Here is a 15,202-nt window from a genome sequence, read left to right on the forward strand (position 1 = left end):
ATGTACGTACGGCGCCCGCGGTCAATGTGGTGCCTAGATTGTCACGCCTTCGGCTACGCGCTCTTGCGGCTGTCCCTGGGGTGCACCGCAATGTTCATCGCACCGGAACGCAGCACGGCGAGACGCTCCTCGAGGACCTCTTCGAGTTCCTCGCGGGTGCGCCGCTCCATCAGCATGTCCCAGTGCGTACGCGCAGGCTTGGCCTTCTTCTCCTCCGGACCGTCGCCGTCCACGAGAAGTGCCTGGGCCCCGCAGACCTTGCACTCCCACTCCGGCGGGATCTCCGCCTCGACCGAGAAGGGCATCTCGAATCGATGCCCCTTCTCGCATGCGTACTCCACGGCCTGGCGCGGGGCCAGGTCGATGCCGCGGTCCGTCTCGTAGCTGGTCACCACGAGGCGCGTGCCGCGAAGAGCTCGCTCACTCATGAATCGTGCCTCCCGGGCTTGTCGCCCACAGGACAGGTGTCGCTGTCGTCGTCATCCGGTCAACGTCCGGTCGGCGGTAAAGATTCCCGTTCCGAGTCCCGTTCCGGGTCATGCGTCGCCGTCGTAGCCGCAGCCTTGTCAACCAGTGCAGTACCCACCGGCGCCCGGTTTGTCACATCTGAAAGGAGATGTCACCCAGCGTTTCGGCATCTTTGACGCGCAGTAACGGTACGCCTGGCAGGCCAAACGCGTACACTACAGCCCTTTCGCTCCGAGTGCTAAATCCTGTCCGGCACCGGATTGCCCGCGTCGCGGATCGCCTGCCGCACCGGGACCCGGGCGAGCAGCACGAAGCCCAGGACGAAGAAGGCCACCAGCGAGATGATCGCGTCCCGGTAGCTGCCGGTCAGCTGGTAGGTCAGCCCGAACAGCAGCGGGCCGAGCCAGCTCATCCCGCGGTCGCTCAGCTCGTACGCCGAGAAGTACTCGGCCTCCTTGCCCGGCGGGACCAGATGCGAGAAGAGGGAGCGGGACAGCGCCTGGCTGCCGCCGAGCACCAGGCCGATGCCCGCGGCCAGCACGAAGAACCACACCGGGGCCCCGGCGGGGAGGAAGTAACCGGCGCCGAGGGTGAGCGTCCAGGCGACCAGCGAGCCGAGGATCGTGCGCTTGGCGCCGTACGTGCGGGCCAGCCTGCCGAGGGCCAGCGCGCCCGCCACCGCCAGCACCTGCACCAGCAGCACTGCCACGATCAGCGTGGACTGTTCCAGGCCCAGCTCCTCCGAGCCGTAGACCGACGCCTGGGAGATCACCGTCTGGATGCCGTCGTTGTAGAGGAGGTACGCCAGCAGGAAGGCCAGGGTGAGCGGGTGGCGGCGCATGTCGCGCAGGGTCGCCGCGAGCTGCGCGCGGCCGGGCAGGGCGGCCTCCCGCGCGGGGGAGCGGCGGTCGCGCAGCCGTCGTAGCGGAATGATCGCGAAGGCGCCCCACCACAGACCGGCCGAGGCCAGGCAGATGCGGACGGCCGTGCTCTCGGAGACGCCGAAGGAGTCGTGGGCGAGATACAGGACCAGGTTGGCGATCAGCATCAGGGCGCCCGCCGCGTAGCCCAGGGCCCAGCCGCGCGAGGAGACCGCGTCGCGCTCCTCGGGCGGCGCGATCTGCGGGAGGTAGGAGTTGTAGAGCATCATCGCCACCGACTGGGCGGCGTTCGCCACGACCAGCAGCGCGCCGCCGAGCAGATAGCGGTCGCCGTCGAGGAAGAACATGCCCGTCGTCGCCGCGGCGCCCACATAGGCGGCGGCAGCCAGGAGCGGCTTCTTGCGGCCGGTGCGGTCGGCGGCGGCGCCCACCAGCGGCATCGCCAGGATCGCCACGATCACCGACAACGACACCGCGTACGCGAAGAAGGAACCCGCGCGCACCGGGATGCCGAGGGGGTGGACGAAGCCGTCGGCGTCCGCGGCCGACTTGGCGACCGAGGTCAGGTACGGCCCGAGGAACACCGTGAGCACGCTGGTGGAGTAGACGGAGCAGGCCCAGTCGTAGACGTACCAGCCGCGCTGCTCGCGCCGCCGTTCCGCGGTCTCGTCGGCGGCCTGTGCCCGCACGGTGTCGGTGCCCACCCGTGCCCTCGCTTCCCCGTGCGGCGCCGCACGAAGGCCCGGGCCGGGGTCAGACCCAGACGCCCCGGTCCTCCATGACCTTGCGCAGTGTGTCGATGTGATCGGTCATGATGCCATCGACGCCCAGGTCCAGGAGACGGTGCATGGCCTCGGCCTCGTTGATCGTCCACACGTGCACCTGGAGCCCGCGCGCGTGGGCGCTGCGCACGAAGCGGTGGTCGACCACCTGGATGCCGGACTGGCTCTCGGGCACCTGCGCGGCCACCGCCGAGCGGCGCAGCGCGGCCGGAACCCCCCAGGACCTCAGCCGCAGATTGAGTACCCCGCGGGTTCCGTACGACGTCGCCAGGCGCGGCCCGGCCAGCCGCTGGGCGCGCACCACCCGGGCCTCGGAGAACGAGCCGACGCAGATCCGGTCCCAGCAGTCGGTGCGGGCGATCAGGTCGAGCAGGGGGTGCAGCGCGGGCTCCGCCTTGATGTCGACGTTCCAGCGGACCTCGGGGAACTCCTCCAGCAGCTCCTCGAAGAGGGGCACCGGTTCCTGGCCCGCCACGCGCGCGTGCCGTACGTCCGCCCAAGGCAGGTCGGCGATGCGGCCCGCCCCGTCGGTCACCCGGTCCAGCGTGGCGTCGTGGAAGGCGACGAGCTTGCCGTCGCGGGTGGCGTGCACATCGGTCTCGATGTAGCGGTAACCGGTCTCGACCGCGCGCCGGAACTGCAGGGCGGTGTTCTCCAGGCCGTCCGCCGCGCCGCCCCGGTGGGCGAAGGCGAGGGGGCCGGGGTGGTCGAGGTAGGGGTGGCGTATCCGCGGGGTCACCTTCGCAGTATCGCGCGCCGCGATGGCGCGGTGGCAACGACCGTGCTGCCGCCGGATGCCGTCGGGACGGCGAAAACGCGCAGAAAGAGCTGGGCGAGCGGACCGATCGACACCGCGTACAACAGGGTGCCGACGCCGATCGTGCCGCCGAGCAGGAAGCCGGTGATGACGACCGCCACCTCGACCGCCGTACGCATCAGGCGGATCGAGCGGCCGGTGCGCCGGTGCAGGCCCGTCATCAGGCCGTCGCGCGGGCCGGGTCCGAAGCGGGCCGCGATGTAGAGGCCGGTCGCCACGCCGTTCAGCACGATCCCGGCCAGCATCAGGGGGACGCGGACGGTGAGGGCGTGGGCGTCGGGGACCAGGGCGAGGGTGCCGTCCATCGCGATGCCGACGACGAAGACGTTGGAGACGGTGCCGAGGCCTGGGCGCTGGCGCAGCGGGATCCACAGCAGCAGCACCGCCGCGCCGACGATGATCGACACGACGCCGATGGTCAGGCCGGTGCGCTCGGCGAGGCCCTGGTGCAGCACGTTCCAGGGTTCCAGGCCCAGGCCCGCCCGGACGAGGAGCGCGGAGCTGGCGCCGTAGAGGGCGAGGCCCAGATAGAGCTGGATCAAACGGCGCGGGACGTGTCCCTGCGTGGGCGACGCGGACAAGAGGTGCCCCCCTGGTGGTGAAGTGGCCTGACGCGTGACACTCTGTGGCTTGGTAGGTAGGGCCATCCAGGGCCAATTCGGGGAAGGTGGACTGATCGTCATGGCGCAGTGGACCTCGGCGGTGGGTGCGGCGCAGCTCGCCCGGCTGCTCACCTCACAGCAGGACCGGCCCGCGGGCCCGGGGACGCGCCGTCCGCCCGCCTACCGCGCGCTCGCCGACGGCATCCGGCTGCTGGTGCTCGAAGGGCGCGTCCCGGTGGCCGCCCGGCTGCCCGCCGAGCGCGAACTCGCCCTGTCGCTGTCCGTGAGCCGTACGACGGTCGCCGCCGCATACGAGGCCCTGCGCGGCGAGGGCTTCCTGGAGTCGCGGCGCGGGGCGGGCAGCTGGACCGCCGTACCGGCCGGTAACCCACTGCCCGCGCGGGGGCTCGAACCGCTGCCGCCCGAGGCGCTCGGCTCGATCATCGACCTCGGCTGCGCCGCGCTCCCGGCGCCCGAACCCTGGCTCACCCGGGCCGTGCGGGGGGCCCTCGAGGAACTCCCGCCGTACGCCCACACGCACGGCGACTATCCGGCCGGGCTGCCCGCACTGCGCGCCATGATCGCCGACCGGTACACCGCGCGCGGGATCCCCACCATGCCCGAGCAGATCATGGTGACGACCGGGGCGATGGGCGCCATCGACGCGATCTGCCATCTGTTCGCGGGGCGCGGTGAGCGGATCGCCGTCGAGTCGCCGTCGTACGCCAACATCCTCCAGCTGATGCGGGAGACCGGTGCCCGGCTGGTGCCCGTGGCGATGGCCGCGGGACTCACGGGGTGGGACATGGACCGCTGGCGGCAGGTGCTGCGGGAGGCCGCGCCGCGGCTCGCCTATGTCGTCGCCGACTTCCACAACCCGACCGGCGCGCTCGCCGACGAGGACCAGCGGCGGCAGCTCGTCGAGGCGGCCCGCTCGGCCGGGACCGTGCTGGTCGCCGACGAGACGATGACCGAGCTGTGGCTGGACGACGACGTGCGGATGCCCCGGCCGGTGTGCGGGTTCGACCCCGCCGGGTCCACGGTGATCACCGTCGGGTCGGCCAGCAAGGCCTTCTGGGCCGGGATGCGCATCGGCTGGGTGCGGGCCGCGCCGGACGTCGTCCGCAGCCTGGTCGCCGCCCGCGCGTACGCCGATCTGGGCACGCCGGTCCTCGAACAGCTCGCGGTGAACTGGCTGTTCGGCACCGGGGGCTGGGAGCAGGCCGTCGAGATCCGGCGCGCCCAGGCCCGCGACAACCGGGACGCGCTGGTCGCCGCCGTGCGCCGGGAGCTGCCCGGCTGGGAGTTCGAGGTGCCCCAGGGCGGGCTCACCCTGTGGGTGCGGGCCGGGGGGCTGTCCGGGTCGCGGCTCGCCGAGGCGGGGGAGCGCGTGGGGGTGCGGGTGCCGTCCGGGCCGCGGTTCGGGGTCGACGGGGCCTTCGAGGGGTATGTGCGGCTGCCGTTCACCGTGGGGGGCGCGGTGGCCGAGGAGGCGGCGGCGCGGCTGGGGGCGGCGGCGCGGCTGGTGGAGAGCGGGGGCGCGGGGGGCGGGGAGACGCCGCGGACGTTCGTGGCGTAACCGCGGGCCCGGGGCTCGTCGCTAGGTCGCTATAGGGGAGCGCACGGTTGCGGGGCTCGTCGCCGTGCGGAACGCATGGCCCCGGGGCTCGTCGCCGTGCGGAGCGCACGGCCCCGGGGCTCGTCGCTACGACGTCTCCGCCACCGCGGGCACCGGGTCCGGCTTGTCGAGGGTGGGCCGCGGGGCGGGCTCGGGGGCGGCTTCGGTCTTGCTGTCGGCCGGGGCCTCCGCCGGGGCCTCCATCGGGGCCTCGACCTCCCCGTCCACCGGGGTGGTGCGCGGCGGCAGCAGGTCCAGTACCGCCTGCCGGTGGGCCTCGCTCGTCGCGTCGTCGTAGGGGTCCGGGGTCGCCGGGACCTGGAGGCGCAGGACCGGTCCGTTGCCCAGGCGGGCGTAGCCGCGGCCGGGTGGGACGTCGGTGACCGGCGTGGTGTGCGGCGGGGCGCCCAGGTACTGCTCCAACTGCGCGGCGGTCGCGGGGCCGAGGACGACACGCGCGCGCGTGTGCTGCCGTACCGGCTCGCTCAGCGCGTCCACGCTGTCGAACTGTTCGGCGACGACGACCGTGACGCCCGCCAGGCGGCCGTGCCGCAGCGGGACCTGGAGCAGGGACTGCGGGTCCTTGTGGCCGTCGGCGGCGGCGACATGGGCGAGGGCGGTCGGGCGGTCCAGGAGGAGCCACAGGGGCCGCTTGGTGTCGTCCGGCGGCGGGTGGCCCGCCTGGCGGGCGCGGTTGACGGCGATCAGTCGGCGCTCGGTCTCGTGCGCCGCCCACTCCAGGCTGGCCAGCGCCCCGGCGAGCGCGCACTCGACGGACAGGACGCCGTCCCGGCCGGTGAGGCAGGCGTACTCGCCGGTGCCGCCGCCCTCGACGATGACGACGTCGCCGTACTCGAGGGCCTGGAGGGCGATGGAGCGCAGCAGGGTCGAGGTGCCGCTGCCGGGCTGGCCCAGGGCCAGGAGGTGGGGTTCGGTGGAGCGCAGGCCGGTGCGCCACACGACCGGCGGGATGTCGTGCTCCTCCTCGCCGTAGGTGAGGGGGAGCGTGCGCTGGACCTCGGTGCGGTCGGTGAGGCCGAGGACGGTCTCGCCGGGCGCGGTGACGAAGCGCTGGGCGGCGATGCCGGTCGGGAGGGGGGCGAGGGCGGTGACCGTGAGCTGGTTGCCCTCCTCGTCCCAGTCGAAGTGGTACTCGCGGCCACGGCCCGACTTGGCGGTGAGCAACTGCTCGATACGCGCGCGTGCGGCCGGTTCGCCGTCCGTGAAGTACGCCGGGTAGTCGATGACCAGGCGGTCGACGCGGCCCGAGGCGTCGAAGTCGTACGACGTCAGGGCCTTCTCCCAGTCGCCGCCGTGGGCGTACACCGGCTCGGGGTCCTCGGCCGCGGAGAAGTACGGCACCAGCGCCTCGTAGAGGGACTTCAGGCGCTGGACCTGGGATTCGTCGGGCCCGTCCGAGGCCGCTGGGGTGCGGTCGCGGCCCTGCCACGCCGCCGCCGCCATCAGGGTGACGGCGGCGAGCAGGGGGCCGTACGGCACGAGCGCCACCACCAGGATGACCGAGGCCACCAGGAACAGCAGTGGACCGCGCTTGTCCTTGGGGGTGTCGGACCACCTGCGCCGCCCGGCCGAGGCCAGTCGGCGCAGCCCGCGCGTGATGGTGATCAGCGGGTGGAGGACGTCGGTGGCGCTGTCGGCCGCCGTCCGGGCCAGCTCCCGGCTCCGGGCGAGCTGTGCGCTGCCGCTGCTCAGAATGCGGGGGAGGGGGCGCCGGGCCACTGCTGTCTCCTGGAGGTGCGTACGGGTGGGGAGGGGCGGGAGGGCGTCAGAACTTGATGCCGCCCAGCAGGCTCGCGAGGCTCTCGCCGCCCGCCTTGATGCTTGGCGCGATGGCCGTACTCGCGAGGTAGAAGCCGAACAGGACCGAGATCAGTGCGTGCGACGCCTTGAGTCCGTCCTTGCGGAAGAAGATGAAGACGACGACGCCGAGCAGGACGACTCCGGAGATGGAGAGAATCATGAGGGTCTCCTGGTGTGAGGGGACAGTCACCATGAGTACTTCCAGGCTCACAGCATGTATCCATACGACAAAAGGTGCAACTGGGTGAAATTCCGCAGATTTCGTCCGGATGGTCGAGCCGTCGTCGGCGCGCCGGACCGGCGCGGTTGCGTCCGGCGGGCGCATTGGTGATCTTTGCCTCGGGCGTGACCGGTCATGTGCGCCCGCAGCAAGTACGCTGGCGATTCACTCGTACGGCCGCTCCGCTCGCCGCCGTACGCTGCTCCCCGCAGTCCCCGAAGCACGCAGTGAGAGGCGGTCCCGCCGATGACCGATGTCCCCGACCCCGAGGTCGTGGAACTCGCGACCAAGATCTTCGATCTGGCCCGGCAGGGGCAGACCGAGGCCCTGGTGGCCTATGTCGACGCGGGCGTTCCGGCCAACCTCACCAATGACCGCGGGGACTCCCTGGTGATGCTGGCCGCCTACCACGGGCACGCCGCGACGGTGCGTGCGCTGCTCGGGCGCGGCGCCGAGGCCGACCGGATCAACGACCGGGGTCAGACCCCGCTCGCCGGGGCCGTCTTCAAGGGCGAGCAGGAAGTGATCAGAGCCCTTCTGGAGGGTGGTGCCGATCCTGCCGAGGGAACTCCCTCGGCCGTTGACACCGCTCGGATGTTCGGCAAGACAGAACTGCTGGAATTGTTCGGCGCACACTGATCCGAACGCCCTGACCAGCGCGGACAGGCCGCCTGACGGGGTTTGGAACGGAAAACGGGGGAGGCGGAAGAAGGCCGCCGGAAATATCGGTCGCGGTACTGATAACCGCCGAGTCATCATGACGTCGTGATTCACGGACGCGATGGCTGGGCAGGTGTTGCCGCACCGCGCGGACCGTGACGGTCCGCTCGGGCCACTTGACGAGAGGCAGAGGAAGATGGTCTACAGCAAGCAAGAGACGGCGGGCGCCCCGACGTGTTGTCACGCGGCCAGGTAGTGCACATTCCCCGGTTGCGTCGACGCTTGATGTGAGGCTGTTTCCCATGTTCGATCCGGTCATAGCGCCCAGCGGTACGCTGCTCGGCCTGCTCCAGCGGGGCCGCGGCGACGGCACACTGCACGCGCTCACCGCCCCCCGTCCGGAAGCGCTCGCGGCACTGAACCACTGTGTGCTGCGCGACCCCCGCCACGACTGGCAGGTGGAGAACCGCTCCCTCTACTACGCCCGCCTCTACCTCGACCTGGGCGGCGATCTGGACGCCATCGAGGCGCACCTGTTCGATGCCGAGGACGTCCTCGACACCGAGGAGTCCCGCACCGGGCTCGCCCTCGCCGTCCTCGGCCACCTCGCCTCCTACGGCCGCCGGGACGCGCTCGACCTGCTGCGCCGGTACGCCGCCCACGGCTCCAACTGGGCGTGGGCCCTGGACGAGCTGGCGCTGCGCGACGACGACGCCGGGCTGCGCGCCCTGGCCGTGCCCGTGCTCGCGCGATTCCCCGCCGACGCGGAGGGCGAGGCCGAGCTGGCCGCCGCCGTACGCGACGCTTTCGAGCCACGGCCGTGGCGGCTGTGGGCGGAGGACTCGCGCGAGGCGATCGCCACGCGCGTGCGTGCCGCCCAGGAGACCGGCTGCTTCGACCGCTGGCAGCGGCAGATGAGCCCCTCGGGACCCCGTCCCGGCTGGAGCGTGCAGGCGGTGTTCGAATGGGCCCACCAGGGCCTCGAACGCGGCGCCGCCCTCCATGTGCCCGCCGCCCGGTGTCTCAGCGCGGTCGCGGGCCCCGAGGACCGGGCCGAGATCGTGCAGGCGGCCAAGGACGGCTCCGACGGCGCCCGCTGCACGGCCCTGCGCTACCTCGCCGACGGCAACGACTCCGACGCCCTCCACCTGATCGAGGCCGCCGTCGCCGGTGGCTCCGCGGTCGTCGTGGAGGCCGCCGTGGACGCCTTCGAACGCATGCGCAGTGTCGCCGCCGTCGACCGCGCCCGCGGCTGGGTCCAGCGGCCCGACGCGCTCGGCGCCGCCGCCGGACGGATGCTCGCCTGCCGGGGCGCCGCCAGGGACAGCGACCTCGTCCTCGGCGCCCTGCGGGAGGCCGTACGCAGCGAAGGCCCCGACGCGCCCACCCTGTGGACCCTGATCGACGGCGCCGGACGGCTCGGCATCGTCTGCGCGGCGCCCGTGCTGCGCCACGTCTACCGCGAGACCGCCTCCTCCCACCTACGCGGCCGGGCCGCCCGCGCGCTCGCCGCCACCGACCCCTCCTTCGCCACCGGATTCGCCGTCGAGTGCCTGTGGGACTGCGAGGAGACCACCCGCGAACTGGCCGCCCGGCACGCCGAGACCGGCGACACCCGCGTCGTGGAGCGACTGCGCCGCCTGGCCGCGGATCCAGCCGAGGAGGCGGAGGTCCAGACGGCCGTACGCAGCCGGATCGGCCCCGACGCGCCCGCAGTGTGAACGAGGGGTGACTCGCGGGTCAGGAGCGCATGGACACGCCCTGACCTGCGCATGTGCCGATCCAGAAGCTCATGGGACGTTCCTCGCCAGGAAAGATCCACGTTGACGCGGCCACGTCCAGTACGGCGACAACACCCGTATGCGTGTCGTCATCGTGACCGAATCCTTTCCCCCCGATGTGAACGGCGTGGCAAACTGCGCGCTCCAGACCGCCCGGCACCTCGTCGATCGCGGTCACGCTCCCCTCGTCGTCGCACCGGCGCCCGCCCCGGGCAACAAGGCCGACGCCGCCCTGGCGCCGTGCCCCGTGGTCCATGTCCCCTCCCTACCGCTCCCCGGCTACCCCCAGGTCCGCGTCGCTCTCCCCAGCCGACGCCTGGCCGCCGCGCTCGTCGAACACCGCGCGGACGTCGTCCACCTGGCCAGCCCCTTCATCCTCGGCGTCCGCGGCATGGCCGCCGCCGCCCGGCTCGGCATCCCCGCCGTCGCCGTCTACCAGACCGACCTGGCCGGATACGCCCGCACGTATGTGGGCGCCGGTGAGGCCGCGGCCTGGCGGCGGATCCGCTCCGTGCACTCCGCCGCCGACCGCACCCTCGCGCCCTCCAGCGCCTCCCTGCGCGACCTGGAGGCGCACGGCGTGCCCCGGGTACGGCTGTGGCCGCGCGGCGTGGAGACCGGCCGCTTCCGCCCCGACCGCCGCGACGAGGCACTGCGCCGCGAACTCGCCCCGAACGGCGAGGTGATCGTCGGCTACGTCGGACGCCTCGCCCCCGAGAAGCAGATCGAACTGCTCGCCGGTGTCTGCGCCCTGCCCGGTGTGCGCGTGGTCGTCGTGGGCGACGGGCCGAGCCGCCCCGGCCTGGAGGAGACGCTGCCCGGTGCCGTCTTCCTCGGCCGCCGCGGCGGGGACGACCTCGCGCGGATCTTCGCCTCGCTGGACGTCTTCGCGCACACCGGTCCCTTCGAAACCTTCTGCCAGACCGTGCAGGAGGCCATGGCCAGCGGCGTGCCGGTCGTCGCGCCCGCCGTCGGCGGCCCGCTCGACCTGGTCGACCACGGCCGCACCGGGCTGCTGGTCCCGCCGCGCGACGCCGACGCCGTACGCGACGCGGTGGCGACCCTGGTCGCCGACCCCGCGCTGCGCGCCGCCTACGGCTCCGCCGGGCGCGCCACCGTCGAGGGGCGCACCTGGGCGGCCGTCGGTGACCGGCTCATCGCCCACTACGAGGACGTCCTCGCCGCGCGGACGGCGGTGATGGCGGCATGAGCGCGGTCGCGCGCGGGGACGCCCTGCGGATCGTACGGCTCGCCAACTTCGTCGCCCCCGCCTCCGGCGGCCTGCGCACCGCCCTGCGCGAACTGGGCAGGGGCTTCCTGGCCGCCGGACACGAGCCGGTCCTCGTCGTGCCCGGCGAGCGCCACAGCGACCAGGAGACCGAGCAGGGCCGCGTCATCACCCTGCCCGGCCCGCTGCTGCCCGGCACCGGCGGCTACCGCGTCCTCACCGACAAGCGCCGCGTCGCCGCCCTGCTGGAGGAGCTGGCCCCCGACCGGCTGGAGGTCTCCGACCGTACGACGCTCAGGTGGACCGGCCGGTGGGCGCGGCGCGCCCGGGTGCCCGCGGTGATGGTCTCCCACGAGACCGCCGACGGCGTGCTGCGCACCTGGGGGCTGTCCGAGGGCCTGTCCCGGCGCGCCTCCGACGCGCTCAACGCCCGCACCGCGCACGCCTACGCGCGCGTGGTGTGCACCACCGAGTTCGCCGAGCGGGAGTTCGTCAGGATCGGCGCCACCAACGTCGTACGGGCACCCCTGGGCGTCGATCTGGTGACCCGGCACCCGGCGCTGCGCGACCCGGCGGTGCGCGAGCTGCACGCGCGCGGGGACCAACGGCTGCTGGTGATGTGCTCCCGGCTCTCCGTGGAGAAGCGGCCCGGCACCGCCCTGGACGCCCTGGAGGCGCTGCTGCGGCGCGGCGGGAAGGCGGTGCTGGTGGTCGCCGGGGACGGGCCGCTGCGCGGGCGGCTGGAGCAGCGGGCGGCGGAGCGGGACCTGCCGGTGACGTTCCTCGGGCACGTCGCCGACCGTGAGCTGCTCGGCGCCCTCCAGGCCTCCGCCGACGTGTGCCTGGCCCCGGGGCCCGCGGAGACCTTCGGACTCGCCGCGCTGGAGGCCATGGCGTGCGGTACGCCCGTGGTGGCGAGCGCCTCCTCCGCGCTGCCGGAGGTGATCGGCGCCGCCGGGGCCACCGCGGCCGACCACGGGGAGGCCTTCGCCGACGCCGTGACGATGCTCCTGGAACGGGCCGAGGGCGAGCGGCGGGAGGCGGCACGCGCGCGTGCGGAGTGCTTCGGCTGGGACACGGCGGTCGCGTCGTTCCTCGCCGCGCACGACGCGCCGGTCCGGGTGGAGCGGCCCGCTGCGCCGAGCGGGGGCGTGCAGCGGCCCGCCGTGTCGCGCGGGGGCGCGGCATGAGACCCGTGTCCTTCGTGGCGCTCGGCGACTCCCTCACCGAGGGGGTGGGCGATCCCGTGGGCGGCGGGTGGCGCGGCTGGGCCGCGCTGCTCGCCGCCGCGCTCGGCGAGCGGCCCGCCGAGCTGACCAACCTCGCGGTCAGCGGGGCGCAGACCCGGGACGTGCTGGAGACCCAGCTGCCCGCCGCGCTGGCCCTGCGGCCCGACGTCGTGTCCGTCCTCGTCGGCGTCAACGACACCCTGCGCCGCACCTTCGACATCCACGCCGTCGCCGCCCGCCTCGACGAGGTGTACGCCGCCTGCACCGCGCAGGGCGCCGTCCTGCTCACCGCCTGCCTGCCCGACCCCGGCGCGATGCTCGGGCTGCCGGGCGCGCTGGCCCACCCGCTGGCCCGGCGGCAACGGGCGGTCAACACCGTGGTGCACGCCCTCTCGGAGCGGTACGGGGCCGTCCATCTGCACGCGGCCGAGGGCGCCTGGCTCACCGACCGCGCGATGTGGAGCGCCGACCGGCTGCACCCCGGGGAGCGCGGTCACCGGCAGCTGGCCGTGCGCTTCCACGCGCTGCTGGCCCGCACCGGCCTGGCGAGCGGCGCCGGGCCCTCGCCGGACCCGGAGTTCCCGCCGCCCACGCGGGCGGCGCGGCTGCGCTGGATGGCCACCGCGGGCACCGGCTGGGTGGCCCGCCGGTGCACCGACCTGCTGCCCCAACTGCTGCGCCTCGCGGCCGACGAGATGCGCCACCGCGCGCGCGGCACGAGCGCCCGGCTCGACCTGCGCACGGCCCACGCGGTGTCGGCGGCGCTGGCCGCGCTGTCGGTGGGGGAGGGGCGGGCGGAGGCGGCGTAGCCGGGGCCTCAGCGGCGGCGCACCGCCAGGAAGCGCACCGGGGTGCCGGGGCGCGCCTGGGCCGCCGCGGGCAGGTCGGCGGCGCGGACCACCGCGATCACCGGGTAGCCGCCCGTGGTGGGGTGGTCGGCCAGGAAGACGACCGGGCGGCCGTCCGGGGGGACCTGGACCGCGCCCAGCACCATGCCCTCGCTGGGCAGTTCACCCGGCCGCGCCCGCTCCAGGGCGGGCCCCTCCGTACGCAGCCCGATGCGGTTGCTCGCGGCCGACACCCGGTACGCGCGCGTGGTGAGGACCCGCAGGGCGCCCGGGGTGAACCAGTCGTCGCGCGGGCCCGGGGTCACCCGGAGGAGCAGTTCCGTCGGAGGGCGCGGCTGCGGGGCGACGTCCACGCGCGCGTGCGGTCCGGTGGCATGCCCCAGGGGGAGGACCGCGTCGTCGGTGAGGGGCGGCGGGCCGAGCCCGGACAGCAGGTCCGTCGAACGGCTGCCGAGCACCGGCTCGACGGTGATGCCACCGGAGAACGCGACATAGCCGCGTACGCCGGAGATCGCCGCGCCGACGTCCAGCAGCGCCCCGGCGGGCACCCGCACCGGCGCACCCCAGGCGACCGGACGCCCGTCGACGGAGACCGGGCAGGGCGCGCCGCCCACCGCCACGGTGACCGCCGAACGCGGGCGCACGGCACAGCCGTTGAGCGTCGTCTCCAGGACGGCCGCCTCGCGCGCGTTGCCGACCAGCCGGTTGACAAGCGCCGCCGCGGGCGCGTCGAGCGCGCCGGAGCGGGGGACGCCGAGGTGGGCGTGGCCGGGGCGGCCGAGGTCCTGCACGGTGGTGAGGGCGCCGGGGCGTACGACGGCGAGGGCGCGGTCGGTCATGCGGTCACCGCTCCCGCTCCCGCTCCCGCTCCCGGCACCGGCACCGGCACGAAGCGCACCCGCGCTCCGGGCGACAGCAGCGCGGCCGGTACGCGCGCGTGGTCCCACAGCACCGCGTCGGTGGTGCCGATCAGCTGCCAGCCGCCCGGCGACGAGCGCGGGTACACGCCCGTGTAGGGCCCTGCCAGCGCCACCGCACCGGCCGGGACGGCGGTGCGCGGAGTGGCCCGGCGCGGGACGTCATAGCGGGGCGGCAGCCCGGTCAGATAGCCGAAGCCGGGCGCGAACCCGCAGAAGGCGACCCGGAACTCGGTGGCGGCGTGCACGCGGGCCGCCTCCTCCTCGGTCACCCCCCAGTGCGCGGCGACGTCCACCAGGTCCGGGCCGTCGTAGCGCACCGGGAGTTCGACCACGTGCCCCGCGCGCGGGGGCGCGGGCGGCACCTCGGAGGCGGTCAGCTCGGCGGCGAGGCGGGCCGGGTCGGGGACACCGTCCAGGAGGACCGTGCGGGCCGCGGGCACGATCTCCCGGACCCGCAGCGCCCCCTCGGCGCGACGGCGCAGCAGCTCCGCGTGCAGGGCCTGCGCCTCGTCCCCCGAGGACACCTCGACGAGCAGGGCGTCGTCACCGACGGGCAGAGCCCTCATACGAAGGACTCCACCCGGACGCCCGACTCCTCCAGCCGCCGTCTGACCCGCCGGGCCAGCTCCACCGCGCCCGGCGTGTCGCCGTGCAGGCACAGGGAACGCGCGCGTACGTCGATCCGCGCGCCGGAGTGCGCGATGACCGTCCCCGCACGGGCCAGGCCCACCGACCGCTCCACCACCGCCTCCGGGTCGGTGACCACGGCGCCGTCCCGCGCGCGTGGGACGAGCGTGCCCTCGTCGGTGTACGCGCGGTCCGCGAACGCCTCGGGGACGTCCGGGAGCCCCGCCTTGGCCGCCAGCTCCAGCAGGCGCGAGCCGGGCAGCCCGAGCACCGGCAGCGTGGCGTCGGCGAGGAGTACCCCGTCGACGACCGCGCGGGCCTGCTCCTCGTCGTGCACGACCCGGTTGTAGAGCGCGCCGTGCGGTTTGACGTAGGCCACGCGCGATCCCGCCGCGCGGGCGAAGACCTCCAGGGCGCCGATCTGGTAGGCCACTTCGGCCGTCAGCTCGGCGGGCGGCACGTCCATCGCGCGCCGCCCGAACCCCGGCAGGTCCCGGTAGGAGACCTGCGCCCCGATCGTCACCCCGCGCTCGGCCGCCAGCTCGCACACCCGCCGCATGGTGGCCGCGTCCCCGGCGTGGAAGCCGCAGGCCACGTTGGCGCTGGTGACGACGGACAGCAGCCGTTCGTCGTCGGTGAGCCGCCAGCGGCCGAACCCCTCGCCGAGGTCGGCGTTCAGATCGATCGAGGTCATGGATCC

15 protein-coding genes are annotated in these 15,202 nt (G+C 74.3%); 6 read left to right on the plus strand and 9 right to left on the minus strand.

Annotated elements, in window-relative coordinates:
- Window positions 1–53: 53 nt before the first annotated feature.
- The 4 genes from ACFVQG_RS23900 to ACFVQG_RS23915 form a co-directional block, all read right to left on the minus strand.
- Window positions 54–428, minus strand: coding sequence for an RNA polymerase-binding protein RbpA (locus tag ACFVQG_RS23900; RefSeq protein WP_003977404.1), 375 nt, complete (start codon window positions 426–428; stop codon window positions 54–56).
- A 278-nt stretch (window positions 429–706) separates the two neighbouring features.
- Window positions 707–2,053, minus strand: a complete 1,347-nt coding sequence (locus ACFVQG_RS23905) for an MFS transporter (RefSeq protein WP_383386887.1) — start codon at window positions 2,051–2,053, stop codon at window positions 707–709.
- 49 nt (window positions 2,054–2,102) lie between these two features.
- The gene (locus tag ACFVQG_RS23910; RefSeq protein ID WP_383386889.1) at window positions 2,103–2,870 is read right to left on the minus strand and encodes a glycerophosphodiester phosphodiesterase; all 768 of its coding nucleotides are present in this window, start codon (window positions 2,868–2,870) and stop codon (window positions 2,103–2,105) included.
- A complete protein-coding gene (locus ACFVQG_RS23915) occupies window positions 2,867–3,595 on the minus strand; it encodes a YitT family protein (protein WP_383386892.1) in 729 nt (242 codons plus the stop codon). The genes ACFVQG_RS23910 and ACFVQG_RS23915 overlap by 4 nt, the downstream gene beginning before the upstream one ends.
- A gap of 34 nt (window positions 3,596–3,629) precedes the next feature.
- On the opposite strand from ACFVQG_RS23915, the gene ACFVQG_RS23920 reads away from it, so the two are divergent.
- A complete protein-coding gene (locus tag ACFVQG_RS23920) occupies window positions 3,630–5,129 on the plus strand; it encodes a PLP-dependent aminotransferase family protein (protein ID WP_383386895.1) in 1,500 nt (499 codons plus the stop codon).
- 126 nt (window positions 5,130–5,255) lie between these two features.
- Here ACFVQG_RS23920 and ACFVQG_RS23925 read toward each other — a convergent pair whose 3' ends face one another.
- Window positions 5,256–6,908 carry a hypothetical protein gene (locus ACFVQG_RS23925; RefSeq protein WP_383386898.1) on the minus strand — a complete coding sequence of 551 codons (1,653 nt, stop codon included), beginning with the start codon at window positions 6,906–6,908 and terminating at the stop codon, window positions 5,256–5,258.
- Window positions 6,909–6,954: 46 nt separating this feature from the next.
- A complete protein-coding gene (locus ACFVQG_RS23930) occupies window positions 6,955–7,149 on the minus strand; it encodes a hypothetical protein (protein ID WP_383386901.1) in 195 nt (64 codons plus the stop codon).
- Between the two features lie 306 nt (window positions 7,150–7,455).
- Here ACFVQG_RS23930 and ACFVQG_RS23935 point away from each other — a divergent pair, with 306 nt between their 5' ends.
- The 5 genes from ACFVQG_RS23935 to ACFVQG_RS23955 all read left to right on the plus strand — a co-directional run bounded on the left by ACFVQG_RS23935 (window position 7,456) and on the right by ACFVQG_RS23955 (window position 12,916).
- Window positions 7,456–7,848, plus strand: a complete 393-nt coding sequence (locus ACFVQG_RS23935) for an ankyrin repeat domain-containing protein (RefSeq protein WP_383386904.1) — start codon at window positions 7,456–7,458, stop codon at window positions 7,846–7,848.
- Between the two features lie 323 nt (window positions 7,849–8,171).
- The gene (locus tag ACFVQG_RS23940) at window positions 8,172–9,590 is read left to right on the plus strand and encodes a HEAT repeat domain-containing protein (protein ID WP_383386907.1); all 1,419 of its coding nucleotides are present in this window, start codon (window positions 8,172–8,174) and stop codon (window positions 9,588–9,590) included.
- A 139-nt stretch (window positions 9,591–9,729) separates the two neighbouring features.
- Complete coding sequence (locus tag ACFVQG_RS23945; protein WP_383386910.1) at window positions 9,730–10,860, plus strand: glycosyltransferase family 4 protein; 1,131 nt, start codon at window positions 9,730–9,732, stop codon at window positions 10,858–10,860.
- Complete coding sequence (locus tag ACFVQG_RS23950) at window positions 10,857–12,068, plus strand: glycosyltransferase (protein ID WP_383386913.1); 1,212 nt, start codon at window positions 10,857–10,859, stop codon at window positions 12,066–12,068. Before ACFVQG_RS23945 ends, ACFVQG_RS23950 begins: the two co-directional genes overlap by 4 nt.
- On the plus strand, window positions 12,065–12,916 hold the full coding sequence (locus ACFVQG_RS23955; RefSeq protein ID WP_383386916.1) for an SGNH/GDSL hydrolase family protein: 852 nt from the start codon (window positions 12,065–12,067) through the stop codon (window positions 12,914–12,916). The genes ACFVQG_RS23950 and ACFVQG_RS23955 overlap by 4 nt, the downstream gene beginning before the upstream one ends.
- An 8-nt stretch (window positions 12,917–12,924) precedes the next feature.
- On the opposite strand, the gene ACFVQG_RS23960 is transcribed toward ACFVQG_RS23955, so the two are convergent.
- From ACFVQG_RS23960 to ACFVQG_RS23970, 3 genes are read right to left on the minus strand one after another with little or no spacing between them, the layout of a single operon-like run.
- Window positions 12,925–13,794 (minus strand): biotin-dependent carboxyltransferase family protein, encoded by an 870-nt coding sequence (locus tag ACFVQG_RS23960; protein WP_383386920.1) that lies wholly within the window; start codon window positions 13,792–13,794, stop codon window positions 12,925–12,927.
- A complete protein-coding gene (locus ACFVQG_RS23965) occupies window positions 13,791–14,441 on the minus strand; it encodes an allophanate hydrolase subunit 1 (protein ID WP_383386923.1) in 651 nt (216 codons plus the stop codon). The genes ACFVQG_RS23960 and ACFVQG_RS23965 overlap by 4 nt, the downstream gene beginning before the upstream one ends.
- Entirely contained in the window at window positions 14,438–15,196 is a 759-nt protein-coding gene (locus ACFVQG_RS23970) for a LamB/YcsF family protein (protein WP_383386926.1), read from the minus strand. Before ACFVQG_RS23970 ends, ACFVQG_RS23965 begins: the two co-directional genes overlap by 4 nt.
- Between the last annotated feature and the right edge of the window lie 6 nt (window positions 15,197–15,202).

Origin of the sequence: Streptomyces sp. NPDC057877, from assembly GCF_042796855.1 — a bacterium.
Classification (GTDB): Bacteria; Actinomycetota; Actinomycetes; order Streptomycetales; family Streptomycetaceae; genus Streptomyces.